This window comes from Allonocardiopsis opalescens (assembly GCF_003002095.1).
Classification (GTDB): domain Bacteria; phylum Actinomycetota; class Actinomycetes; order Streptosporangiales; family Streptosporangiaceae; genus Allonocardiopsis; species Allonocardiopsis opalescens.
Window position 1 is genome coordinate 223,592 of record NZ_PVZC01000008.1, and the last position, 22,512, is coordinate 246,103.

At 74.0% G+C, this 22,512-nt stretch carries 22 protein-coding genes; 9 read left to right on the forward strand and 13 right to left on the reverse strand.

Annotated elements, in window-relative coordinates:
- The first annotated feature begins 16 nt into the window (after positions 1-16).
- The 3 genes from CLV72_RS24760 to CLV72_RS24770 are packed head-to-tail and all read left to right on the forward strand — an operon-like array spanning position 17 to position 2,677.
- Positions 17-775: a DeoR/GlpR family DNA-binding transcription regulator gene (locus tag CLV72_RS24760; protein ID WP_106250906.1), complete on the forward strand. Its 759-nt coding sequence runs from the start codon at positions 17-19 to the stop codon at positions 773-775.
- A 55-nt stretch (positions 776-830) separates the two neighbouring features.
- Entirely contained in the window at positions 831-2,072 is a 1,242-nt protein-coding gene (locus CLV72_RS24765; protein WP_245930420.1) for an MFS transporter, read from the forward strand.
- The gene (locus CLV72_RS24770) at positions 2,069-2,677 is read left to right on the forward strand and encodes an HAD family hydrolase (protein ID WP_106250911.1); all 609 of its coding nucleotides are present in this window, start codon (positions 2,069-2,071) and stop codon (positions 2,675-2,677) included. Before CLV72_RS24765 ends, CLV72_RS24770 begins: the two co-directional genes overlap by 4 nt.
- 194 nt (positions 2,678-2,871) lie before the next feature.
- On the opposite strand, the gene CLV72_RS24775 is transcribed toward CLV72_RS24770, so the two are convergent.
- Positions 2,872-3,363, reverse strand: coding sequence for a DUF3145 domain-containing protein (locus tag CLV72_RS24775; RefSeq protein ID WP_211303105.1), 492 nt, complete (start codon positions 3,361-3,363; stop codon positions 2,872-2,874).
- Positions 3,364-4,063: 700 nt separating this feature from the next.
- Between CLV72_RS24775 and CLV72_RS24780 the strand changes: the two genes are divergently transcribed.
- On the forward strand, positions 4,064-4,492 hold the full coding sequence (locus CLV72_RS24780; RefSeq protein WP_106250914.1) for a hypothetical protein: 429 nt from the start codon (positions 4,064-4,066) through the stop codon (positions 4,490-4,492).
- A 26-nt stretch (positions 4,493-4,518) separates the two neighbouring features.
- Here CLV72_RS24780 and CLV72_RS24785 read toward each other — a convergent pair whose 3' ends face one another.
- A complete protein-coding gene (locus tag CLV72_RS24785; RefSeq protein ID WP_106250916.1) occupies positions 4,519-5,517 on the reverse strand; it encodes a VOC family protein in 999 nt (332 codons plus the stop codon).
- 119 nt (positions 5,518-5,636) lie between these two features.
- Between CLV72_RS24785 and CLV72_RS24790 the strand changes: the two genes are divergently transcribed.
- Positions 5,637-6,251: a TetR/AcrR family transcriptional regulator gene (locus CLV72_RS24790; protein WP_106250918.1), complete on the forward strand. Its 615-nt coding sequence runs from the start codon at positions 5,637-5,639 to the stop codon at positions 6,249-6,251.
- A gap of 15 nt (positions 6,252-6,266) precedes the next feature.
- Here the strand turns inward: CLV72_RS24790 and CLV72_RS24795 are convergent, their stop codons facing one another.
- Positions 6,267-6,815 carry a TetR/AcrR family transcriptional regulator gene (locus tag CLV72_RS24795; RefSeq protein WP_106250921.1) on the reverse strand — a complete coding sequence of 183 codons (549 nt, stop codon included), beginning with the start codon at positions 6,813-6,815 and terminating at the stop codon, positions 6,267-6,269.
- A 66-nt stretch (positions 6,816-6,881) separates the two neighbouring features.
- On the opposite strand from CLV72_RS24795, the gene CLV72_RS24800 reads away from it, so the two are divergent.
- Both CLV72_RS24800 and CLV72_RS24805 read left to right on the forward strand, forming a co-directional pair.
- Positions 6,882-8,471, forward strand: coding sequence for an MFS transporter (locus CLV72_RS24800; RefSeq protein ID WP_106250923.1), 1,590 nt, complete (start codon positions 6,882-6,884; stop codon positions 8,469-8,471).
- Between the two features lie 4 nt (positions 8,472-8,475).
- Entirely contained in the window at positions 8,476-9,510 is a 1,035-nt protein-coding gene (locus CLV72_RS24805) for an acyltransferase domain-containing protein (protein WP_146159551.1), read from the forward strand.
- Between the two features lie 15 nt (positions 9,511-9,525).
- Here the strand turns inward: CLV72_RS24805 and CLV72_RS24810 are convergent, their stop codons facing one another.
- The 6 genes from CLV72_RS24810 to CLV72_RS24835 all read right to left on the reverse strand — a co-directional run bounded on the left by CLV72_RS24810 (position 9,526) and on the right by CLV72_RS24835 (position 13,420).
- Complete coding sequence (locus CLV72_RS24810) at positions 9,526-9,990, reverse strand: GNAT family N-acetyltransferase (protein WP_106250928.1); 465 nt, start codon at positions 9,988-9,990, stop codon at positions 9,526-9,528.
- A gap of 44 nt (positions 9,991-10,034) precedes the next feature.
- Positions 10,035-10,469 carry a DUF3592 domain-containing protein gene (locus CLV72_RS24815; RefSeq protein WP_106250931.1) on the reverse strand — a complete coding sequence of 145 codons (435 nt, stop codon included), beginning with the start codon at positions 10,467-10,469 and terminating at the stop codon, positions 10,035-10,037.
- Positions 10,470-10,581: 112 nt separating this feature from the next.
- Positions 10,582-11,685 (reverse strand): PP2C family protein-serine/threonine phosphatase, encoded by a 1,104-nt coding sequence (locus CLV72_RS24820; RefSeq protein WP_106250933.1) that lies wholly within the window; start codon positions 11,683-11,685, stop codon positions 10,582-10,584.
- A gap of 321 nt (positions 11,686-12,006) precedes the next feature.
- Positions 12,007-12,477: a ribose-5-phosphate isomerase gene (locus CLV72_RS24830; RefSeq protein WP_106250938.1), complete on the reverse strand. Its 471-nt coding sequence runs from the start codon at positions 12,475-12,477 to the stop codon at positions 12,007-12,009.
- Between the two features lie 145 nt (positions 12,478-12,622).
- Positions 12,623-12,778 carry a hypothetical protein gene (locus CLV72_RS32390; RefSeq protein WP_170141100.1) on the reverse strand — a complete coding sequence of 52 codons (156 nt, stop codon included), beginning with the start codon at positions 12,776-12,778 and terminating at the stop codon, positions 12,623-12,625.
- Positions 12,779-12,799: 21 nt separating this feature from the next.
- A complete protein-coding gene (locus CLV72_RS24835; protein ID WP_106250941.1) occupies positions 12,800-13,420 on the reverse strand; it encodes a DsbA family protein in 621 nt (206 codons plus the stop codon).
- Between the two features lie 285 nt (positions 13,421-13,705).
- On the opposite strand from CLV72_RS24835, the gene pepN reads away from it, so the two are divergent.
- Positions 13,706-16,267, forward strand: a complete 2,562-nt coding sequence (gene pepN / locus CLV72_RS24840; protein ID WP_106251348.1) for an aminopeptidase N — start codon at positions 13,706-13,708, stop codon at positions 16,265-16,267.
- A gap of 75 nt (positions 16,268-16,342) precedes the next feature.
- On the opposite strand, the gene CLV72_RS24845 is transcribed toward pepN, so the two are convergent.
- The 4 genes from CLV72_RS24845 to CLV72_RS24860 form a co-directional block, all read right to left on the reverse strand.
- A complete protein-coding gene (locus CLV72_RS24845) occupies positions 16,343-16,561 on the reverse strand; it encodes a hypothetical protein (protein ID WP_106250943.1) in 219 nt (72 codons plus the stop codon).
- A 12-nt stretch (positions 16,562-16,573) separates the two neighbouring features.
- Positions 16,574-17,422 (reverse strand): hypothetical protein, encoded by an 849-nt coding sequence (locus tag CLV72_RS24850; RefSeq protein WP_106250946.1) that lies wholly within the window; start codon positions 17,420-17,422, stop codon positions 16,574-16,576.
- A 132-nt stretch (positions 17,423-17,554) separates the two neighbouring features.
- Entirely contained in the window at positions 17,555-19,597 is a 2,043-nt protein-coding gene (gene malQ / locus CLV72_RS24855) for a 4-alpha-glucanotransferase (RefSeq protein WP_106250948.1), read from the reverse strand.
- A gap of 93 nt (positions 19,598-19,690) precedes the next feature.
- Positions 19,691-21,118, reverse strand: a complete 1,428-nt coding sequence (locus CLV72_RS24860; protein WP_106250950.1) for an amidase — start codon at positions 21,116-21,118, stop codon at positions 19,691-19,693.
- Between the two features lie 385 nt (positions 21,119-21,503).
- On the opposite strand from CLV72_RS24860, the gene CLV72_RS24865 reads away from it, so the two are divergent.
- Positions 21,504-22,322, forward strand: a complete 819-nt coding sequence (locus CLV72_RS24865) for a nuclease-related domain-containing protein (RefSeq protein WP_245930421.1) — start codon at positions 21,504-21,506, stop codon at positions 22,320-22,322.
- Positions 22,323-22,512 lie beyond the last annotated feature (190 nt).

Consider the following 22,512-nt stretch of genomic DNA (forward strand, 5'->3'; position numbering starts at 1 on the left):
GTGTTCGAATGAACCAGTGGATAGTTCAGAACGTCTTCGCACGATCATCGATGTCCTGCAGACCGTCGACCGGGTGACCGTCGCCGAGCTCTCGGACCGCACCGGCAGCTCGGAGATGACCATCCGGCGCGATCTGGAGCAGCTGGCCGTGCAGGGGGTCGTCAAGCGGGTCCGCGGCGGGGCCATCAGCCTGCTGCTGCGCGGTGAGGAAGCGCCGTTCGCCCTGCGCCAGGGCGACGCCGCCGACGCCAAGCGGCGGATCGCGGCCGAGGTCGACGCCCTGGTCTCCGACGGCGAGGCGGTGCTCCTCGACGCCGGCACCACCTGCCTGGAGGTGGCCCGCACCCTGGCGGGGCGCCGGCTCACCGTGATGCCGCTCTCCCTGCACGGGGCGAGCGTGCTCAGCGCCGAGCCCGCCACCCAGCTGCTGCTGCCCGGCGGCGAGGTGCGCCCCGGCGAGCAGTCCTTCGTCGGGCACATGACCGAGGCGGCGGTGCGCAGCCTGCGCTTCGACACCGCGGTGATCGGCAGCTGCGGGATCTCCCCGGAAGACGGACTGATGTACCACCACCTCCCGGAGGTCGCGATCAAGCAGGCCGCGATCGACTCGTCCCGGCGGGTCATCGTGGCGGCGGACGCGAGCAAGTTCCAGCGGACGGCCTTCGGCCGGGTGTGCGACATCCGGCAGGTCGACGCGGTGGTGACCGACGCCCATGAAGACAACGAGACGGTGGTCCGACTGCGGGCCGCAGGAATCACGGTGCGCTGTGTCTGATGCGATTCGACGACTCCGGCCCGCACGGCCGGACGGGGCGCCTCGTCGCGCCCGGGTGGCCGTCGCCCTCTACTTCCTGCTGTGCGGCGCCATCATGGCGACCTGGACGGTGCGGCTGCCCGCCATCAAGGAGAACCTCCAGCTGACCGACGGCCAGATCAGCCTCGGGCTGCTGGCCATGACCGGCGGCGCCTTCGCCGCCATGCAGTTCGCCGGGGTGCTGGTCGACCGGGTGGGCAGCCGCCCTGTCACGGCGATCGGCGTGACGGCCGCGCTGTTCGCCCTGGTCGGCCCCGGCCTGGCCACCTCGCTGCCCACGCTGATGGTGCTGCTGCTGGTGCTCGGCGTCTTCCAGGGCCTGGGCAACGTGGCCATGAACGTGCAGGCCGTGCAGGTCGAACGGGCCTACCGGCGGCCGATCATGTCCTCCATGCACGCGGTCTTCAGCCTGGGCGGGCTCGCCGGCGCCCTCTACGGCGGCGCAGCGGCGGGCCTGGGCCTGTCCCCGCTGGCCACCTTCGCGCTGGCCGGCGCCGTGCTGGTGCCGGTGTCGCTGCTGGCCGCCCGCCACCTGCTCCCCGGCACCACCGCCGCCAAGCCCCGCCCCGCAGCGGCCGAGGCGGCCCAGGCACCGCAGCGCGGCGCGCTGGCCGGCTGGACGCCGCTGCTCGCCCTGATGGGCGTGGTGAGCATGTTCTGCCTGATCGGCGAGGGCGCCGCCGCGGACTGGAGCGCGGTGTACCTGCGCGACACCCTGCACAGCACCGAGGCCGTCGCCGCCCTGGGCTACGCCGCCTTCTCGGTCACCATGACCACGGGACGCCTCGTCGGCGACCGGCTGGCCGCCGCCTTCGGCGCCGTCAACCTGGTCCGCGCGGGCGGCACGCTGGCCGCGGCCGGACTGGGCGCGGCGCTGCTGGTCCCGTCGCCGTGGCTGGCCATCGCCGGCTTCGGCGCCTTCGGCCTGGGCCTGTCGTGCATCGTGCCGCAGGTCTTCACCGCGGCCGGCAACATCGACCCGGCCCGCGCCGGGCGCAACATCGCCCGGGTCTCCGGCTTCGGCTACCTCGGCCTGTTCAGCGGGCCGGTGCTGATCGGCGCGCTCGCCGAGCTGACCAGCCTGCGGCTGGCCCTGGCCGCGCCCGCGCTGCTCGCCCTAGTGGCCGTCGCCGCCGCGGGTGCGCTGCGCCGCCCCGCCGCCCGCCGCGGCGACGAGGCCGTGGATCATGGGTCCGACGACCTTCCCGCACCGCAGGAGCGGCCCGCCCCGGTCGCCGTCCCCCAGGAGGCATCATGACGACGCTCCCGCCCGTCGGCGCGGTCCTGTTCGACTACGGCTGCGTGATCTCCGTCGACCAGCCCGCCGCGGCCGTCGCCGAGATCGAGCGGCTGGCCGGAGTGGAGCCGGCCGCGCTGTGGAGCGCCTACTGGGGCGAGCGCCTGGCCTACGACGCGGGCGCCTACACCGCCGACGGCTTCTGGTCGCGGCTGGCCAAGCTGACCGGCGCCGACTGGCCGGCCGCCCGCAGGCAGCAGCTGTGGGCCGCCGACGTGGCCAGCTGGAGCCATATCGACCCCGAGGCGGTGGAGCTGATCGAGGAGCTGGCCGCCGACGGCGTGCGGCTGGCGCTGCTGTCCAACGCGCCGCACGATATGGCCGCGCTGCTGCGCAGCTCGCCGGTGGCCGAGCGCTTCGAGCGGCTGTTCTTCAGCTGCGACCTCGGGCTCACCAAGCCCGACCCGGCGATCTACCGGCATGTGCTGGCGGAGCTGGCCGTGGAGCCGTCGGAGCTGGTCTTCGCGGACGACCGCGCCGAAAACGTCGCCGCGGCGGCCGCACTGGGCATCCGGGCGCACCACCACGCCGGGGTGGCGGGCCTGCGGGCGGCGCTGGGCCGCTGAGACCGGGCGCGAGCCTTGAGACGGCCGGAGGCCGGGACCGATCGATCGGTCCCGGCCTCCGGTGCGTCGGAGCACGGCCGGTGGGTGGCACCGCGCCGCTGCCACCCACCGTCTTCGCCACGGTACGTCATCAAGTGATCACACTGCGATGGCCGGAGTGCCGGTGTAGCGCAGGTCACTCCGCCGGGCGGCGGCTATCCGGCGTGCAGCCAGCGCACCGGGGCGCCCTCGCCCGCGTAGCGGAAGGGTTCGAGCTCGGCGTCCCAGGCCCGGCCGAGCAGCCGGGTGAGGGTGTCCTCGAGCACGGCCGTGCCGTTCGCCGCGGCGTCCATGGCGGACTGCAACTGGGTTTCGGACACGACGACGTCGCCCGAGGCGGACACGGTGGCGGCGAACACGCCCAGGGTGGGCGTGTAGCTGTAGCGAACGCCGTCGCACCCGGGACTGGCCTCCTCGGTCACCTCGTACCGAAGCAGCTGCCAGCCCTTGAGGGCGGACGCGATCGCACCCCCCGTACCCGCAGGACCCTGCCAGCTGATCTCGGCACGGTACGTACCGGGAGCGGCCGGCTGAGCCGTCCATGCGAGTGTGGCGGGCACACCGAGTACACCTGCGACCGCCCACTCGACATGTGGGCACAGAGCCGCAGGCGCGGAGTGGACGTACAAGACGCCACATGCGGACACTGGACCTCCTGATGCGTACGAGTGCGCTTCCCCGACGCTCTCGTAACTCCCCGAGGTCATGTCCACGATCTATTGTGCCCCATCCGTATCAGCCGCACCAGAGCGCGGGGGTAGATATCCCCGCGATGACCTGTAGCGGCCTCGCACCACCCCCCGTGGGACAACCATCCAACCACGGCGCACCGCCCGGCATAAGGCGGGCCGCGCAACGGACCGTGGTCGGCGCGCCCGCCGCGCCGGCGATCCCGGGCATACGGAAGCGCACCGGAAGTACATTGCGCGACATCACCGGACACTTCTGGCGTTTCCGGACCGGCGCCGGAAGTCTCGCGCCCTGAGTACGGCGGCACGGGATCATCTTTCGCTTTTCGGCCGCCCGACCGCGATTCCGCGCGCTAAGCTGGCCGGATACCACGGCCGCACGGTACGCGGAAGCCGGGCCGGCTCCGCGCCCCGCGCCCGGCACGGCGGCTTGGACACGCACTCGACCACCGCCGCGCCCGCCGTGGACCGCCGTCGGCGAGGCCGCCCGCCTGGCCGGCCCTCGCTTCGCGGACATCTCCGACGACCTCGGGATGCCCACCGGCGGCACCCGCCCCGCCCGGGGCCGGTGCCGGGCGCACCGCCGGAGCTCGACACCCGAGCCCGCGTCGCCCGTCCGAGACGACCATGCCGCCCAGGCGGCCGAGGAGAGTACGCGATGCCCGACATCGATGTGGACACCGAGGAAGCCCTGATGCGCGAGCTGCGCGACGCCGTCTCGCTGGTGCCCGGCCAGGCGGCCGCGCGCCGCTCCGCGCCCGGCCGCGCGGCCGAGACCGTGCTGGCCGAGGTCGACGCCGACTCCGACCCAGCGCCCGGCGCGGGGCCGCGCGCGCTGAGTTTCCGCGCGCCCGGCCTGCTGGTGGAGCTGGAGGTCACCCCGCACGACGAGCGCCGCGACGTGGCCGGCCACCTGACCCCGCCCGTCCCGGGCAGCGTCGAGGTGCGCTGGCCGGGCGGCGGTGTGCGCTGCACCCCGGACCTGTCGGGCTACTTCTCCGTCGCCGACGTGCCGGCCGGGCCGGTCAGCCTGCTCTGCCGGCTGGGCGGCACGGCGCCGGTCACCACCAGCTGGCTCAGCCTCTGAGGAACGGACGCTCAGCGGGCGGGCGCTCAGGTGTCCGCCCGCTCGCGGAACACCAGCGCCGCGCCCATCGCCTCGGCCGACGGCACCGTCAGCTCGCCCGCGCCCGTCTCGGTGAAGGGCACGCCCGCCGCGGCCAGGTGGGCGCGGGCGGCCGCGATGTCGCGCACGGCCACGGCGCAGGAGACGAACGCGGGCAGCGCGGCGGGCCGCTCGCCGGGCAGCACCTCGGGTAGGCCGGTGTCGCCGACCACGACCAGCCGCGAGCGGCCCAGGGCGAAGACGCGGGCCGGTCCGGCCGGGCGGGCCGGGCGGGCCGGGCGGCCCAGGTAGCCGGCGTAGCGGCGCTCGGCCTCGGCCAGCTCCGCCGCGGGCACGCACAGCACCGCCTCGACCAGGTCCACGGCGCCGTTGGGGTGGGCGGCGGCGGATTCGGCGGCCGGCCCGCCCGGGTCCTCGGCGATGGCCAGCCGGCCTTCGGGCGTCCGCCCGCCGGCGCCGTCGATCTCCAGGTAGCCGACCGGGACCGTGCCGCCGTCCGCCGCCGGGCGGCGCAGTCGATGCACGCCCGAGTGCGGCACTCCGGCCGCCGTCAGCCGCGCCGCCGCCGCGTCGGCGTCGGCGGTGCGGAAGACCGCGATGTGCAGACCCTCGAAGCGCTCCAGCGCGGCGGCGAGCCGGGCGGAGGTCTCCTTCATCGACGCCGCGAGCCGGGGCAGCGCCTCGGGCGGCGCCTGGAGCGGCACGACGGCGGCGCCCGGTCCGGCCGCGGCGGGGTCGGGGGCGCCGTTCTCGCCGGGGGGCAGCACCGCGGCCAGCTCCACGAAGGCGTGCGCGAAGCGGATCCGGGTGTTGCCCGCGCCGACCGGCTCCGGCGGCGCGCCCTCGCGCGGCGGCAGTGCCGGGAAGGCGGCGGGCGGGACGTGGAAGCCGAGCCGGCGGTAGCGGGCGATCGCTTCGGCCATGTCGCGCACCACCAGTCCGACGTGGTGCAGGCGTCCGATGCCGCCGGGGGCCGCGGGGTTCATGGGCCGCCTCCTCATTTTGAGAGTGTTCTCTTATTTGAGAGCCTACTCCCATAATCGGCATGGGAAGATGTCCGGGTGCGAGCCGTCCACACGTCCATGAGCGTCCCGGGGGCGCGGACATGACCTCCCCCGCCGGACCGGCCGAGCCCGCCGGCCTGCGCGAGCGGAAGAAGGCGCGGACCCGGCGCGAGATCCAGCGCCACGCGCTGCGCCTGTTCCGCGACGAGGGCTACGCCGCCACCACCGTCGAGCGGATCGCGGCCGCGGCCGAGGTGGCGCCGAGCACCGTCTTCCGCTACTTCCCGACCAAGGAGGACCTGGTCGCGCTGGACGACTACCACGGGCTGGGCGAGGCGGTGGCCGCGGGCTTCGCCCGCCAACCGCCGGAACTGAGCGCGCTGGGCGCGCTGCGCGCCGCGCTGCGCGACGCCTTCGCCGCCCTGTCCCCCGCCGACCGCGCCGCCAGGAACGAGCGCGACGTGCTGATCGTCGCGGTGCCGGAGCTGTGGGCGGCCAATCTCGGCATGGTCCAGGACGGCCTGCGGGCGGTGGGCGCGCTGGTGGCCGAGCGGAGCGGCCGCACCGCCGACGACCCCGCCGTGCGGGCGCTGTGCGCGGCGGTGCTCGGGGTGGCGCTGGGCGTGCTGCTGGACGCGGCCCGCGATCCGGGCCTGGACCCGGCCGAGGAACTGGACGCGGCGCTCGGCCGCCTTGAGGAGGGCGTCGCGCTGTGACCGGCGCGGACGGCTTCAGCCCCGCGTGCGGGCCGCGTCCACCTGTGCGAGCAGCGTGTCGATGACGGCCCTGACCCGTTCGGGCTCGGGGGCGGGCAGGCCGGCGATGGCGCTCAGGTAGAGGCCGTCGCCGACGAGCCGGACGGTCTCGGCCAGCACCGGGTCGGGGATCTCGGCGTGCAGCAGTTCGGCCCACCGGGTGAAGATGCGCGCCAGGCCGCCGCCGACCTCGGCGAAGCCGCTGTCGACCGAGCGGAGCGCGGCGATCACCGACCAGTACAGCCGCGCCTCGTCGGAGGAGGGCAGCGAACTCTCCAGGAAGAAGCGGGGGATGCCGCCCTCGGACTCGGCCGCGCGGGCGTACTCGTCCTCGGCCTGCTCGGCGAGCCGGTCCACCAGCCCCTGGACCAGGGCCTCCTTGGAGCGGAAGTGGTAGAGCAGCCCGCCCTTGGAGACCTCGGCCTCGGCGGCCACCGCCTCCAGGGTGATGGCGGTGGCGCCGTGCTCCACCAGGATGCGCTGCAGGGCGTCGAGGATGCGGTCGCGCGTGGTCTGAGCGGTCACGTCTGGTACTATACCGTCTGGACGGTATAGCTGTACCGTCCAGACGGTATAGCGAGCGAGACGACCATGAACCACACCTCCTCCCCCGCACCGCCGCGCGCCGGACGCCGCGAGTGGTGCGCGCTGGGCGTCCTGATGCTGCCCGTGCTGCTGATCGCCGTGGACAGCACGGTGCTCGGCTTCGCGGTGCCGATGATCAGCTCGGCGCTGCGGCCCACCGGCACCCAGCTGCTGTGGATGGTCGACATCTACATGTTCGTGCTGGCCGGGCTGCTGGTCACCATGGGCACCCTCGGTGACCGGATCGGCCGTCGCCGCCTGCTGCTGGTCGGCGCGGCCGGCTTCGGCGCCGCGTCCGTGCTGGCGGGCTACGCCCCGACGGCCGAGGTGCTGATCGTGGCGCGCGCCCTGCTCGGCGTCTTCGGCGCCACTCTGATGCCGTCCACCCTCTCCCTGCTGCGCACGATCTTCCTGGACCGGCGCCAGCGCACCCTCGCCATCGCCATCTGGGCCACCATGTTCTCCGGCGGCGCGGCGCTCGGCCCGGTCGTCGGCGGCTGGCTGCTGGAGCACTTCTGGTGGGGCTCGGTCTTCCTGATCAACCTGCCGGTCATGGCCGCGCTGCTGGTCGGCGGGCGGCTGCTGCTGCCGGAGTACCGCGACCCGGCGCCCGGACCCTTCGACCTGCTCAGCGCGGGGATGTCGCTGGCGACCGTGCTGCCGGTGGTCTACGGGATCAAGCTCGCCGCCTCCGAGGGCCTGGGCGCGGCACCGGTCGCCTCGGTGCTGCTCGGACTGGCCGTCGGCGCCCTCTTCGTCCGCAGGCAGCTGCGCGCCCGGCACCCCATGCTGGACCTGCGCCTGTTCGCCGACCGGGAGTTCAGCACGGCGCTGTCGGCCAACCTGATGTCGGTCTTCGCGCTGACCGGCTGCATGTTCTTCATCACCCAGTACCTCCAGCTGGTGCTCGGGGTCTCGCCGATGCGGGCCGGGCTGTGGCTGCTGCCCGGCATCCTCGCCTCCATCGCGGCCGGGCTGCTGTCGGTGGCGCTGGTGCGCCGGCTGCCGGTGCGGGTGCTGGTCCCGGCCGGGATGTTCGCGGCGACGGCCGGCTTCCTGGTGATGACCCAGCTGCCCGCCACCGGCACCCCGCTGCTGCTGGTGATCGCCTTCGCGCTGGTCGGTGCCGGTGTGGGCCTGGCCGAGACCCTCACCAACGACGTCATCATGGCCTCGGCGCCCCCGGAGCGGGCCGGCGCCGCCTCGGCGATCTCCGAGACCGCCTACGAACTGGGCGGGGCGCTGGGCACCGCCGTGCTGGGCAGCCTGGTCGTCGGCGTCTACCAGAGCGCGCTGGCGCCGGCGCCCGGCCTGCCGCCGGCCGCGCTGGCCGAGGCCCGCGAGACGCTGGGCGGGGCGCACGCCGTCGCCGACGGCCTGGCGCCCGCCGCCGGGGAGGCGCTGCGGCAGGCCGCGGGCACGGCCTTCACCGGCGCGATCCACATCACGGCGCTGGTCGGCGCGGTGGTCGTCGGCTACGCCGCGCTCCAGACGCTGGTGCTGCTGCGCCGGGCCGCACGCGCCGCCGAAGCGCGCCGGGCGGAGCGGCCGCGGGCCGCCGGGGACGCCGAGCCGCGGGCGGGTGCGCCACTATAGGGGCATGGCAAGCCCCCACACCCTGAGCCCGGCGGCCGTGGCCGAGGCGCTGCGGCTCACCGACGCGCACACGGCCCTGCTCGCCGAGCTGGACGCCGTCGGGCCCCGGCCCGCGCCCCTCGCACCGCTGGGCGAGCGGCGCTCCCGCGAACTGCTGCGCGCCTACGGCGCCGGCGAACAGGACGCCGAGGAGGTCGCGGCCACCGAGCCCGACCCGGAGCGCAGCCCCGAGCTGTGGTGGCTGCTCGACCGCTGCGTGCACCGCACCGAACTGGACGTGGGCCGCTTCGACGCCCCGTACCGGGCCTGGCCGCAGCTCCCGGAGACGCTGGGGGCCGCGGGGCGCTGCTTCTACGCCCACGTCTTCACGCACGCCTCCGCCCGGGTCCGCGCCTGGCACCGCGAGCGCGGCGTGACCGAGCGGGAGTCGCTGGCGATCCTGGCCGACCTGGGCCGCCACCTCGGCGTCCACCGCACCGCCTTCGGCACGGTCGGGCTGAACGCGCAGTCGTGGCTCAGCCTGCACCTGGGCGGCATGATCTACGAGTTCGGCCGCCTGCAGTTCAACATGATGACCATCGCGCCCGGCTCCTCGCCCGGCCACTGGTACGACGGCGAGCGGCTGAGCGGGCTGGGCCCCGGCTTCCAGGCCGGCGACGCCGCCCTCGGCGTGCACATCCCGCCGACCGGGCCCCTCACCCCCGAGGCGGTCGAGGACTCCTTCGCGCGGGCCAGGGAGTTCTTCGCCACCCGCTTCCCCGAGCCCACGCGCCGGCTGGCGGTCTGCACCTCCTGGCTGCTGGACGACCAGCTCGCCCGCTACCTGGACGCCGGCTCCAACATCGTCCGCTTCCAGCGCCGCTTCGAAGCGGTGCCCGGCGGCACCGAGGACGAGTCGGACTTCTTCTGGTTCGTCTTCCGCAAGCACGAACCGCACCTGTGCCAACTCCCCCAGGACACCGCCCTGCAGCGCGCCATCGTCGCCCACCTGCGCGAGGGCGGCCGCTGGCGGGTGCGCACCGGCTGGACGCGGCTGTAGCCCGACGCGCGGTCCTCAGCGCGCAGGGCCGGTCCGCCGCTCGAACACGACCCGGTCCCGCCCGGGGCCGTCGTAGTCGGGGACCGGTGCGCTGACCGAGAAGCCGAGCGCGCTGTGGAAGGCGATGGACCGGGCGTTTCCGGGCGAGGTGACGGCCCGGACCACCGTGCGCCCCGCCGCCGCGGCCGCCGCGGTGAAGCGCTCGTACAACTCGGCGGCGATCCCGTTCCCGCGCTCGTCGGGGCGTACGGCGGCGAAGTGCACGTAGGCGGTGTCGGCCGCCGATGGGGAGTGGAAGCCGATCAGGAAGGCGGCGAGCGCGCCGTCGCGCTCGGCCACCAGACTGGTGGCGGCGAAGTGGTCCAGGAAGAGCCGGGGCAGCTTGGCGGCCACCGGCCGCCCCCACCATTCGTCGGCCACGGCGACGATGCGCTCGTGGTCGCCGGGCCGGGCGGCGCGGACGCTGATGTCGGGCGGCATGCCCGCCAGCCTACGGCCCGCCGCTGCGGCGGGCCGGGGCGGGCTCAGGCCAGCAGGTACTGGAAGGTGAGCACCCAGCCGCAGCCCGCCACCACCGCCACGCAGGCGATCACCGCCAGCAGCCGCAGCAGGGCGCGCAGGTCGTCGTGGCGCTCCGAGGGCTGCATCAAGTTGGGCGAGTCGGGCGAGTAGCGGACCTCCACCTGCTCGCCGGGCTCGAAGTCGTACCAGGGGGTGGCCCGGTTGCTGGTGGCCGTGACGCGCTCGCCGTCGTCGGTGCGGAACAGGATGACCGGCCGGTACTCCGGGAAGACCACCCCGGGGTCCTGGGAGGCGTCGTGCACGTTCACCACCACGCCCAGTGCGCGCCGCGCCCGGCGGCGGAAGCGGAGGGTGGCCAGCCGGGGCCAGACCTCCGCGGCCAGCAGGAGGCCCGACCCGAGCATCAGGATCAGGCCAAGAGCGCCTTCGAGCCGCACGTTTCCGTACCTTCCGCTCCGGCCGGCACCTTCTCGACGCGCTCACGTTAGCGCGTCGGCGGGCGGCGCACCGGGCATTTGGCCGACGTGCGGAAGCGCGCCGCCCGGCCGGTCAGGAGCGCCAGATCACCACGGCGGCGCAGTCGTCGTGCTGCCCCTTGCCGAGCTCGGCCACCAGCTGGGCCGCGCCTCTGCGGAAGCCCGCGGCCACCATGCGGTCGGCCGAGCCGAGCAGCCGGTCGATGCCGGCGTCGATGTCCTTTCCCGGCGCCTCGACCAGGCCGTCGGTGTAGAGCATGATCGCGTCGCCGTCGCGCAGCAGGCCGTAGGCGGACACCGGGTTCATCTCCGGCACCACGCCGAGCACGATCCCCTTGGCCTCGGTCATCCGCCAGGTGCCGCTGCCCGCGTCGAAGTGCGCGGCGGGCGGGTGCCCGGCGGAGCGCACGGCGTACTCGCCGGTGGCGAGGTCGATGCTGAGGTGGACGGCGGTCACGAAGCCCTCGCCGACCGCGGTGCGCATCAGGTAGTCGTTGCAGGCGCCGAGGTAGTCGGCGGCCGGGACCGCGCCGAGCAGCCCACCGAAGGCGCCCGACAGCAGCAGGGCCCGGGTGCCGGCGTCGACGCCCTTGCCCGACACGTCGACCAGGGCGACCTCGACCGTGTCGCCGTTTCTGCTGGACACCACGAAGTCGCCGCCGAAGGAGGAGCCGCCCGCCTGTTCGAGCACGGCCTCGGCGCCCCAGCCGCGCGGCAGTTCGGGGAGCCTGCCCTGGTTGCGCAGGCGGTCGCGCAGCTCGATCAGCATCTGCTCGCCGCGCAGCCCGCGCACGCCGATCCGCTCGCGCACGCCCGCGAGCAGGTTGGCCAGCACGGCGGTGACGGCGATGGTGACCAGCAGCCCGGGCCCCACCTGGGTGAAGTCGAGCTGGAAGGCGGTGAAGCCCAGCACCGCGGTGACGACGGCCAGCAGGAAGGCCAGACTCTTGCGCTTGAGCAGCAGCCCGCCGGCCAGCACCGTCAGGATGACGGCGCTCGGCGGGAAGAGCGCCGGGGAGACGTAGACCGCGCCGAGCCCGATCCCCACCGCGAGCATCACGAGCGTGATCAGGACGATGCGGTAGCGGAACAGGAACTTGCGCCTGAATCTCGATACGGCTCGTCCGGCCAGCGCGCGGACACGGTGCGGGAAGGCGGGCGTGCTGCGGGAGTTCATGATGGCCGCAGCGTAGCGGCCGGAGGTGCCCCGGCACAGCCAGCCACGGTCAGGCCCGGCGAAGACGCCCTTTTCGGCGGTGGGCGGCCGCGGCTACCTTCATTGGTGGCGGGCGGCGCTCCGCGCCCAACGGATCGACGGCCCGGCCGCGAGCGAAGGGGGCGTGCCGATGGTCCAGGCCAAGCGCAGGATCACCGCCGAGGCCGCGATGCGGGTCCGCGACGTGTCGCGGCCGCGCGCCGAGTCCCCGGACGGGACGCCGCCCCCGGCGCCCGCGCCCGGCCCGGGCGGCGGTCGGGGGCGCCGGGGGCGCGGCGGGGGTCAGCCGGGCAGCGGCGGGAGCTCGCCGGAGTCCTCGTAGGCGCTGAGCATGCCGATGCGGCGGGTGTGCCGGGCCTCGCCGGAGTACGGGGTCTCCAGGAAGGTCCGTACGAAGGCGACGGCCTGCTCGGGCTCGTGCATCCGGGCGCCGATGGCGACGACGTTGGCGTCGTTGTGCTGCCGGGCCAGCTGGGCGGTCTGCTCGCTCCAGGCCAGCGCGGCCCGGACGCCGGCCACCTTGTTGGCCGCGATTTGCTCGCCGTTGCCCGAGCCGCCGATGACGACGCCCAGGCTGCCGGGGTCGGCCGCCACGGCCGCCGCGGCGCGCAGCACGAAGGGGGGGTAGTCGTCCTCGGGGTCGAAGCGGTCGGGGCCGCAGTCGCGGGGCTCGTGGCCTGCCGAGGCGAGCCAGGCTGCGAGCTTCTCCTTGAGTTCGTATCCGGCGTGGTCGGAGCCGAGGTAAACGCGCACGGCCCTAGTGTGGCAGGTCGCCCGGGCGCCGCGCCGCCCGGCGGCCCGTGTCGGGGCGCGCCTCGTTACGTCGGCGCCCGCCTCGTCACGTCGGCGCCCGCCGCGGCGCGGGCCGCCCGCCGAGGGGGCGGGCGGCCCGGACCGGTCAGCCCCAGTGCGGCGGCCGGTCCTCGGCGTAGCGGTCGTCGTCGCCGCCGGACCGCCACTCGCCCCAGCCCGTGTCGATGTCGTCGCGGGTCTGGTCGGGCAGGATCTCGATGTCGTCGTCGAGGTCGACGACGCGCTCGTCGTCAGGGTTCATCGGTCCTCCCAGCCGGGTGCGTCAGTCGAAGACCGGCTCGCGGTCGCGGCTGCGCTTGAGTTCGTAGAAGCCGTCGGTGCCCGCCACCAGCAGCACGCCGTCGTACAGCCGGCCCGCCGCCTCGCCGCGCGGGATCGGCGTGACCACGGGCCCGAAGAACGCGACGTCGCCGATCGCGATCACGGGGGTGCCGACCTCGTATCCGACCCGGTCCATGCCGTTGCGGTGCGAGGCCCGCAGCGCCTCATCGTAGGCGGTGGACTCGGCGGCGTCAGCGAGTTCGGCGGGCAGCTCGGCCTCGGCCAGCGCCGCCAGGATCGTCTCGCGGTTCTTGGGCATCTTCTCGTGGTGGAAGCGGGTGCCCAGCGCGGTGTACAGGCGGCCGAGCACCTGCGGGCCGAAGCGCTGCTCAGCGGCGATGGCGACGCGCACCGGACCCCAGCCCTCGGCCATCAGCCGCTGGTACTGCTCGGGGAGATCGCGGCCCTCGTTGAGCACCGAGAGGCTCATCACATGCCAGCGCGGCTGCACCGGGCGCACCTCGGTGACCTCCAGCAGCCACCGGGACGCGATCCACGCCCAGGGGCAGAGCGGATCGAACCAGAAGTCGACGGGCGTTGGTTCCGACTCGGTCGCGGTCATGGCCGGCTCTCCTCAACTCGGTTGGCGTCGCGTCGTCGCGGCGCCGCCCCGCCCCGACCCCGGGGTCGGCGGGAGCCGCGCCATCCACGCTAACCGAGGCCCGCGGCTCCCCATTCCGCCGCCGCGCATGGCAGGATTCGCCAGACGGCGCCCGAGGGCTGCCACACTGGCGGGGGCCAGGGCGCCGAAGCGTCCGGCCCGGGTCCCGCGAACCCGGGGCCCGCAGCCCCGGAAGCTGCGAACCTGGACATAACGACGAACGCACACCACATGGAGGGGGTCGACGTGGCGGGAAACCTGACGCGCGAGGAGGCGCGGGAGAGGGCCCGGCTGCTGGAGGTCCGCACCTACCAGATCGAGCTGGACCTCACCCGCAGCGACCAGACCTTCGGCTCGACCACCACGATCCGCTTCGGCTGCTCCCGGCCGGGCGCGTCCTCGTTCGTGGACCTGGTGGCCCCCGCCGTGCGCGCCGTCACCCTCAACGGCGCCGCGCTGGACCCGGCCGAGGTGTTCGACGGCGAGCGGATCGCCCTGCCGGAGCTGGCGGCCGACAACGAGCTCACCGTCGTCGCCGACGCCGCCTTCATGCGCACCGGCGAGGGCCTGCACCGCTTCGTCGACCCCGTCGACGGCGGCACCTACCTGTACAGCCAGTTCGAGACGGCCGACGCGCACCGGATGTTCGCCGGCTTCGACCAGCCCGACCTCAAGGCCACCTTCGAGCTGACCGTGTTCGCGCCCACCGCGTGGGAGGTCGTCTCCAACACCGCGCCCGACGTGGTGCGCGAGCCGGTGGCCGAGCGGGGCGACGGCACCACCCGCTGGCACTTCCCGCCCACCGAGCGGATGTCCACCTACATCACCGCGCTGATCGCCGGGCCGTACCACGTCGTCCGCGACAGCCACGACGGCATCCCGCTCGGCGTGTACTGCCGCAGGTCGCTGGCCGAGCACCTCGACGCCGACGCGATCCTGGACGTCACCAAGAGGGGCTTCGACTTCTACCACCGCCTGTTCGGGCTGCGCTACCCCTTCGGCAAGTACGACCAGCTGTTCGTGCCGGAGTTCAACGCCGGGGCGATGGAGAACGCCGGAGCGGTCACCTTCCTGGAGGACTACGTCTTCCGCTCGCGGGTGACCGACGCCCGCTACGAGCGGCGCGCCGAGACCATCCTGCACGAGATGGCGCACATGTGGTTCGGCGACCTGGTGACCATGCGCTGGTGGGACGACCTGTGGCTGAACGAATCCTTCGCCACCTACGCCAGCGTGTACTGCCAGGCCAACGCCACCCGCTGGACCGGCGCGTGGACCACCTTCGCCAATGTCGAGAAGGCGTGGGCCTACCGGCAGGACCAGCTGCCCTCCACCCACCCCATCGCCGCCGACATCCCCGACATCCGCGCCGTCGAGGTGAACTTCGACGGCATCACCTACGCCAAGGGCGCCTCGGTGCTCAAGCAGCTCGTCGCGTGGGTGGGCGAGGACGCCTTCTTCGAGGGCGTCCGCGCGTACTTCGCCGAGCACGCCTACGGCAACACCACCCTCGCCGACCTGCTGCGCGCCCTGGAGCGCACCTCGGGCCGCGAGCTGGAGTCGTGGTCCAAGGAGTGGCTGGAGACGGCCGGGGTGAACACCCTGCGGCCGGAGTTCACCGTCGGCGCCGACGGCGCCTTCACCTCCTTCACCGTGCTGCAGGAGGCGCCGGCCGACCACCCGACGCTGCGCTCGCACCGCGTCGCCATCGGCCTGTACGACCGCACCGACGACGGCGTGCTGCGGCGGCACCGGGTGGAGCTGGACGTGGTGGGCGCCCGCACCGAGGTGCCGGAACTGCTCGGGCACGGGCAGCCCGACCTGGTGCTGCTCAACGACGACGACCTCACCTACGCCAAGGTGCGCCTGGACGAGCGCTCGCTGCGCACCCTGGTCGAGCAGGTCGGCGCCATCCGGGAGTCGCTGCCGCGCGCGCTCGGCTTCTCGGCCGCCTGGGACATGACCCGCGACGCCGAGCTGCCCGCCCGCGACTACGTCCGGCTGGTGCTGGCCGGCATCCGCGGCGTCACCGACGTGTCCGTCGCGCAGACCCTGCTCCGCCAGGCCACCCAGGCCACCTACCAGTACGCGTCGCCCGCCTGGCGCGACACCGGGCTGCGGCTGCTCGCCGACGGCCTGTACGACCTGCTGCACGCCGCCGAGCCCGGCGGCGACCTCCAGCTGGCCTACACCCACGCCTTCCTCGGCGTCGCGTCCTCCGCCGAGCACCTGCGCTTCATCGCCGGCCTGCTCGACGGCTCCGCGCCGCTGCCCGGTCTGGAGGTCGACACCGACCTGCGGTGGAGCCTGCTGCACGCTCTGGTCTCGGCCGGTGCCGCCGACGACGCCGCCATCGCCGCCGAACTGGAGCGCGATCCCACCGCCGCCGGCGAGCGCGCCGCCGCCACGGCGCGCGCCTCCGTGCCCACCCCGCAGGCCAAGGCCCGCGCCTGGCAGCAGATCGCCGCCGGGGACGAACTCGCCAACGCCGTCTTCCGCGCCACCGTCGGCGGCTTCGTCAACCCCGCCCAGGCCGAACTGCTGGAGCCCTATGCGGAGAAGTTCTTCGCCATCGTCGGCGACGTGTGGTCCCGCTGGACCTCCGACCAGGCGCAGACCTTCGCCATCGCCTGCTACCCCGCCCTCAGCATCGATGAGCGCACCATCCGGATGACCGACGACTACATCGCCGCCAACGACCCGCCCGCCGCCCTGCGCCGCCTCCTCCTGGAAGGCCGCGCCGGCATCCACCGCGCCCTCCACGCCCGCGCCAGGGACGCCCAGGCGGGGGCGGCGGAAGGGGTGTAGTCGAAAACCGGGCACGTTGGGCCCCGCACGGCATCCGTGCGGGGCCCGACGGTTTCCTGCGATTGGACTGTGCGCTCAGGTGAACAGTTCTTCGACGCTTTCCACGGTGGCCACCCGGTGCAACCAGGCGTCCAGCAGTTCTTCGTCCCGGCACGACTCGATGCATGCACGCATCTCGTCGGGGATCATGAACCCACGCGCATCGAGGATCGTGAGAAGCGCCCTGGCCTCTCCCTTGAGTTCTCCCTTTTTCACGTAGCCCTGGATGAACTCGCTCGTGTAATCGACGGTCATCGCATCGGATGATCAGCGGAACAGATCGTCCACGTGCTCCACCGTCGCCACCCGGTCCAACCAGATGTCCAACTGCTCTTCGTCCCGGCACGACTCGATGCGCGCACGCGCCGCATCCGACACCGCCACACCTCGCGACGTAAGCACCCTCAGGACCGATTTGGCCTCACCTTTGAGCTCACCCTTCTCCACATAGCGCCGGGTGAAGTCGCTCATGTACTCGAACTTCTCGGTCTCCAAGACGGCCTCCAGGTACTCCAGGGCGGCTCCGGAGAGCTGCGAAAGTATGTATTGAGTGTAGAGACGCGCACGGTCGCGGTCGACCGCGTCCAGTCCGTCCATGACCGCGTCGAGGACGACGCGGTCATCGTTGCCGTGGGCGAGAGCCGAGAGCAAGGCCAGGCCGGGCGCATTCCTGACCTGCTCCGGGTCGTGGACGACCGGGACGGACTCCGGGCCGACGACGAGCGGGTGCAGCACCCATTCGGGGTGTCCGACCCGGATGGGCTGGGCGCACCACCGTCCTACGGCCGCGTCGGGGCAGACCACGAGGAGCACGGTCGGGCAGCGCAGCCGGGCGTGCAATGTGGTCAGGTAGACCGGCCAGCTGCGGCGCTTGACGCTGTCGCGGCCGCGCTGCACCTCAACGATGACCGCCATGACCGGGGCGTCGTTCCGGAGTGTTATCACGGCGTCGGCACGGAATTCCACCGGATTCACTTCGGGGAGGTCCGTCGATTCCAGGCAGGTCCGGGTGTACTCCGGAATCGGCAGATCGAACACTCCTTTTAGGAGTTTCGGTGCCGTCGCGGGGTCGTCCCGGAACAGATCGATGAGCAATTCATGCTCGCGAGTGGGCATGCGAAAACGCTAGCAGCACTCCGATGCGCATTCGCCATGCCAAATCCACAAACGATCACCGATATTCAAGAATGCCCGGAATGTTGCCGGCGAACTACGCGAATGCGACGAAAATTCGGCGAGAAAACTGTTTCACGTCTGCGGCAGCGAGCCGTCGTCCGGCCACGGGAGGGTGGCGGCAGCCTCGGGGAGGCGGGGCAGGTCCTCCAGGAGGACGGGGCGGCCGTCCGTGGACGACAGCGGGACCCGCCAGTTGGGGTACTCGGTGCTGGTGCCCGGGACGTTCTGGATGCGGCGGTCGCCGACGAGGTCGTTGAGGGCGATGCCGACGAGGCGGCACGGGGTGCGGGCCAGGTAGGCGTGCAGGGCGCGGATGGTGGCGGTGAGGTCGGCGCCGGGTTCGAGCAGGCCGAGGGCGGCGAGTTCGCGGCGCCAGGCGGCGACCTGGGCCTCGGCCTCGGCGAGTTCCTCGGCGGCGGGGCGGGCGAGCAGGCCGAGGCGGGCGCGGAGTTCGACGTGGTCGGAGGTGAGGTAGTCGGCGGCGGGCGGGAGGTCGTGGGTGGCGACGGTGGCCAGGCAGTCGCGGCGCCACTCCCCCGGCGCGGCCGGGGTGCCGTCGGGTTCGCGCTCGAACCACAGCACCGAGGTGCCCAGCACGCCGCGCTCGGCCAGGTGCTCGCGCACCCACGGCTCGACGGTGCCGAGGTCCTCGCCGATGACCAGCGCCTCGTTCTGCTGCGCCACCAGGGCGAGCGTGCCGACCAGGCCCTCGTGGTCGTAGCGCACGTAGGTGCCGTCCTTGGGCGAGGCGCCCTCCGGCGTCCACCAGAGGCGGAACAGGCCCATGACGTGGTCGACCCGGATGCCGCCGGCGTGCCGCAGCGCCTGGCGCAGCTGGAGGGCCAGCGGCGCGTAGCCGGCGGCGGCCAGCCGGCCGGGGTGCCAGGGCGGCTGGCCCCAGTTCTGGCCCTGCTGGTTGAACTCGTCGGGGGGCGCGCCGACGGTGATGCCGCCCGCGATCGCGTCCTGGTACATCCACGCGTCGGCCCCGCCGGGCTGCACGCCGACGGCGAGGTCGTGCACGATCCCCACCGGCATGCCGGCGGCGCGGGCGGCGCCCTGCGCGGATTCGAGCTGCTCGTCCAGCAGCCACTGCACCCAGCGGTGGAAGTCGGCGGCCGGCCAGCGCTCCGCCGCCGTCTCCGGGCGCACGGCGGCGACGTCGCGCAGCTCGGCCGGCCAGGCGCGGTAGTCGGTGCCGTGCTGCTCGGCGATGGCGCACCAGGCGGCGTAGCCGTCGACGCAGGCGCCCTCGCGGCGCAGGTAGGCGCGGTAGCGCGCCTCGCGCTCGGGCGAGCGCGGCACCCGGTACAGCGCCTCCAGGGCGGCGCGCTTGGCCGCCCACACGGCGTCGCGGTCGATCAGCTCGGCGGTGGCCGAGGCGGCGCGCAGCGGCGCCGACAGCCGCGCGATCCGCTCGCGCTCGGCGGAGTCGAGGCCGGCGTACTCGGGCACGTCCTCGATCCGCAGGTACAGCGGGCTGACGTAGCGGCGGCTGACCGGCAGGTAGGGCGAGGGCTCGATCCGGCCGGCGGGCTCGGTGGCGTGCACCGGGTTGATCAGCACGAAGCCGGCGCCGTGCTCGCGGGCGCTCCAGTCGGCCACGGTGGCCAGGTCGCGCAGGTCGCCGAAGGACCACGAGCCGCGGGAGCGCACGGAGTACAGCTGCGCCATCAGCCCCCAGGCCCGCGCCCGGCCCAGCGCGGGCGGCGGGGAGAGCCGGTCGGGCACGACCAGCAGCGGCGCCGACTCCTCGCCCGCCGCGCCGGCACCGGCCCGCTTGGCGTGCAGCCGGTGGAAGCCGAGCGGCAGCGCGCCCAGGTCGGAGAGCTCGGCGCCGTCGGCGTCCACCACAGACAGCGCGGTGCCCTCGGGCACCGGCGGCTCCAGTGGCCGGCCCCGGCGCAGCACCACGGCGGGCGGCAGCAGCCGGCGCTCGCGTTCGGCGCGCAGCCGGGCCAGCGCCTCGGCCGGGCGCGTGGCGTCGACCCCGAGCGCGCCGAGCACGCACCGCAGGGTCTCGGGGGACACGTCGACGGGGCGGCCGCTCCAGTCGTCGTAGCTGACGGCGACGCCGTGCTCGCGGGCGAGCTCGGCCAGTTGGTGATCGGTCACCGCGCCATCATCGCCGCTCGTGCCGCCCGCTGTCCGCACGACGGGCGCGCCGGGCGGCGATTTCGTCGGTTCACGGCCAGCGCCGGGCGGACCTCACCACATCGGGGGCGTGCGGTGCGCCCAGGGCCGGGCCGCCTCCAGCTGCGCCGACAGCGAGATCAGCGTCTTCTCGTCGCCGGTGCGCCCGGCCAGCATCATCCCGATGGGCAGTCCGTCCGCGGTCCACTCGGTGGGCACGCTGACGGCCGGCTGGCCGGTGACGTTGTAGGGCGCCGGGTAGCCGGCGAACCTCTTGATCCGGTCGAACTCCTCGGCGGGGTCGCCGGTCTCGGTGAAGTGGCCGATCGGCGCGGGCGGCTGGGCGATCGTCGGGTTGAGCACCGCGTCGTAGGACTCCAGCAGCGGCAGCGCGGCGCGCACGGCGTTCTGCAGGGCGGCGGTGGCGGCGACGTACTCGGCCGCCGACAGCCGCCGGCCGCGCTCCAGCAGCCAGCGGGTGAGCGGTTCGAGCCGGTCCACCTGGTCGTCGGTGACCGGGTACAGGCTCGGCATCGTCGCCCAGACCTTCTCGAACTGCGGGATCAGGTCGGCCGGGAAGGGGCTGTCGATGTCGGTGACCTCGTGGCCGAGCTCCACCAGCAGCTTGGAGGTCTCCTCGTAGGCGGCCATCACGTCGGGGTGGACCTCGGAGCCGGGCACGGTGGTGGTGGCGAAGCGGGCGATGCGCAGCCGGCCGGGCTCGCGCTCGGCGTAGCCGAGGAAGGTCTCCCCCGGGGGTGGCGGCGGCGCGGTGTAGAGGTCGCCGGGCCGCTGGACCAGCATGGCGTCCAGCAGCCAGGCGGCGTCGCGCACCGTGCGGGCCAGCGGCCCCGCGGTGCCCAGGCCGATCAGGTCGGGGGCGACCGGCGCCTTGCTGATGCGCCCCCGGGTGGGCTTGATGCCGAACAGGCCGCAGGCCGAGCACGGGATGCGCACGGAGCCGCCGCCGTCGCTGCCCTGGGCGATCGGGGCGAGCCCGGCGGCCACGGCGGCGGCCGCGCCGCCGCTGGAGCCGCCGGCCGAGCGGCCGAGGTCCCAGGGCGTGCGGGCGGGCGGGGCGACGCCGTTCTCGGTGTGGCAGCTCAGCCCGAACTCGGGGGTGTTGGTCTTGCCGAGCACCACGATGCCGGCGGCGCGCAGCCGGGCCACCACGGCGTCGTCGACGGGTGCGACGAAGTCGGTGAAGACCTTGCTGCCCCAGGTGAGCCGGACGCCGGCCAGCATGTCGAGGTCCTTGATCGGCACGGGCAGGCCGAGCAGCGGCGGGAGCGCGGCCGGATCGGCGGCCGCGCGCAGCCGGCGCTCGGCCTCGGCGGCCTGCTCGCGGGCCAGGTCGGGGGTGACGGTGACGAAGGCGCCCAGCCGCGCGTCCAGCCGGTCGATGCGCTCCAGGTAGTGCTCGGTGACGTCGACGGGCGACAGCTCGCCGGCGCGCATCGCGGCGCTGAGTTCGATCGCGGTGAGGTCGTGGATCTGCGGCACGAGGGCACGCTACGGCATCGGGCGCGGGGCAGGGAGGGCGGCTTGGCCGACTCCGGCCGCACGAAATACCCCGCGACCCGTTCTCGTCGCATTGACGAAAGCGGATGATCGCGGTGGAATACTTGCGGTGAGTGACGAGGGGGGTAGTGAGGGGGTCCGGCGAGATCACCGGTTCTCCGGAGATCTTCGCCCGAACCGGTGAACGCCGCCGGAGACGGCGGTCGCGGTTCCACAGCAACGTGTGTGTCTCTAGAGAATGGCTAGAATGCTAGCTGTTCCCCGGATTCGTCCGACGCACACGCTACAGGTCATGCCTCGGCGGGGTACAAAAGTGTGGTCCCGCCCCTACTAGGCATCCCTCACACCGGTGGCTACGCTGCGCAATGTGGAACCCGCACCTGGCCGCAGCACCGGTACCTTCGAGCCGTCGGACGACGCGTCCGCCGGAGCGCGCAGCGCTTCCAGCGGATCCGTCCTCATCGACCGCACCGACAAGAGACGCAGCACCCCCACCTACGGCGACCTGCTGAAGGATCCCCAGAAGCGCCTGTGGGCGATCCGGATCGGCATCGCGCTGGCGGCCGGGCTCGTCGGCACCCTCGTGTTCGACTGGCGGCTCGGCCTGTCCCTCGCCCTCATCGCCGGCGTCGCGCACACCGTGTACGTGTCCCAGCAGGAGTCCTCGGTCGACGCCTGGCGCAAGGGCAAGGCCAAGGTCACCGTCGCGCACCGCCGCACCGAGCGGGCGCTGCGCAGACTGGAGCGCGACGGCTACCGCGTGCTGCACGCCCGGACCATCCCCGGGATGTCCGCGAGCGTGGACCACCTGGTCATCGGCCGCAACGGCGTGTTCGTCATCGACTCCGAGGGCTGGGACGAGCGCCTGCCCGTCACCACCAAGCCCGAGAAGCTCTACCACGGCCCCTTCCACAAGATGGACCGCCTCGACGAGGCGAACCGGGAGGCCGTGCGCGCCGGCGAACTGCTGTCCGAAGCGCTCAAGCGCGAGGTCCGCACGCATCCGGGGCTCGCCCTGTACGGCCCCACGCTGCGCTGGGACATCCTGGTCATCCGCGGCGTCGCCGTCTTCACCGGCCGCAAGGTCCGCAAGTTCGTCCGCCGCGGCACCGACGACCTCAGCGACACCGACATCGAGAAGATCACCGAGGCCGCCGAGCGCGTCCTGCCCCCCCGCTACGGCTGACTCCCCCCGGCCACCCACCCCACCGCCGAGCACGGCGGTGGGGTCCTCTTTTGGCGGACGGCCCCGCGGCGACCTAAGCTGGAGTGATTCCCGCGCCCCGGCGTCCACCGCACCACCGTGCCGACGCCGCTCCGCCGGCCGCCGATCCGGCGCCGCGGCGGCGAAAGGCGGGTTCGCCCGCGGACGATCC

What these genes read in the sequence shown, in the direction of transcription:
- CLV72_RS24770 (WP_106250911.1), top strand. Translation starts at nt 2,069, where the DNA reads ATGACGACGCTCCCGCCCGTCGGCGCGGTCCTGTTCGACTACGGCTGC.
- CLV72_RS24780 (WP_106250914.1), top strand. Translation starts at nt 4,064, where the DNA reads ATGCCCGACATCGATGTGGACACCGAGGAAGCCCTGATGCGCGAGCTG.
- CLV72_RS24820 (WP_106250933.1), bottom strand. Translation starts at nt 11,685, where the DNA reads ATGAACTCCCGCAGCACGCCCGCCTTCCCGCACCGTGTCCGCGCGCTG.
- CLV72_RS24835 (WP_106250941.1), bottom strand. Translation starts at nt 13,420, where the DNA reads ATGACCGCGACCGAGTCGGAACCAACGCCCGTCGACTTCTGGTTCGAT.
- CLV72_RS24805 (WP_146159551.1), top strand. Translation starts at nt 8,476, where the DNA reads ATGGCAAGCCCCCACACCCTGAGCCCGGCGGCCGTGGCCGAGGCGCTG.
- CLV72_RS24810 (WP_106250928.1), bottom strand. Translation starts at nt 9,990, where the DNA reads ATGCCGCCCGACATCAGCGTCCGCGCCGCCCGGCCCGGCGACCACGAG.
- CLV72_RS24785 (WP_106250916.1), bottom strand. Translation starts at nt 5,517, where the DNA reads ATGAACCCCGCGGCCCCCGGCGGCATCGGACGCCTGCACCACGTCGGA.
- CLV72_RS32390 (WP_170141100.1), bottom strand. Translation starts at nt 12,778, where the DNA reads ATGAACCCTGACGACGAGCGCGTCGTCGACCTCGACGACGACATCGAG.
- CLV72_RS24790 (WP_106250918.1), top strand. Translation starts at nt 5,637, where the DNA reads ATGACCTCCCCCGCCGGACCGGCCGAGCCCGCCGGCCTGCGCGAGCGG.
- CLV72_RS24800 (WP_106250923.1), top strand. Translation starts at nt 6,882, where the DNA reads ATGAACCACACCTCCTCCCCCGCACCGCCGCGCGCCGGACGCCGCGAG.
- CLV72_RS24850 (WP_106250946.1), bottom strand. Translation starts at nt 17,422, where the DNA reads ATGCCCACTCGCGAGCATGAATTGCTCATCGATCTGTTCCGGGACGAC.
- CLV72_RS24845 (WP_106250943.1), bottom strand. Translation starts at nt 16,561, where the DNA reads ATGACCGTCGATTACACGAGCGAGTTCATCCAGGGCTACGTGAAAAAG.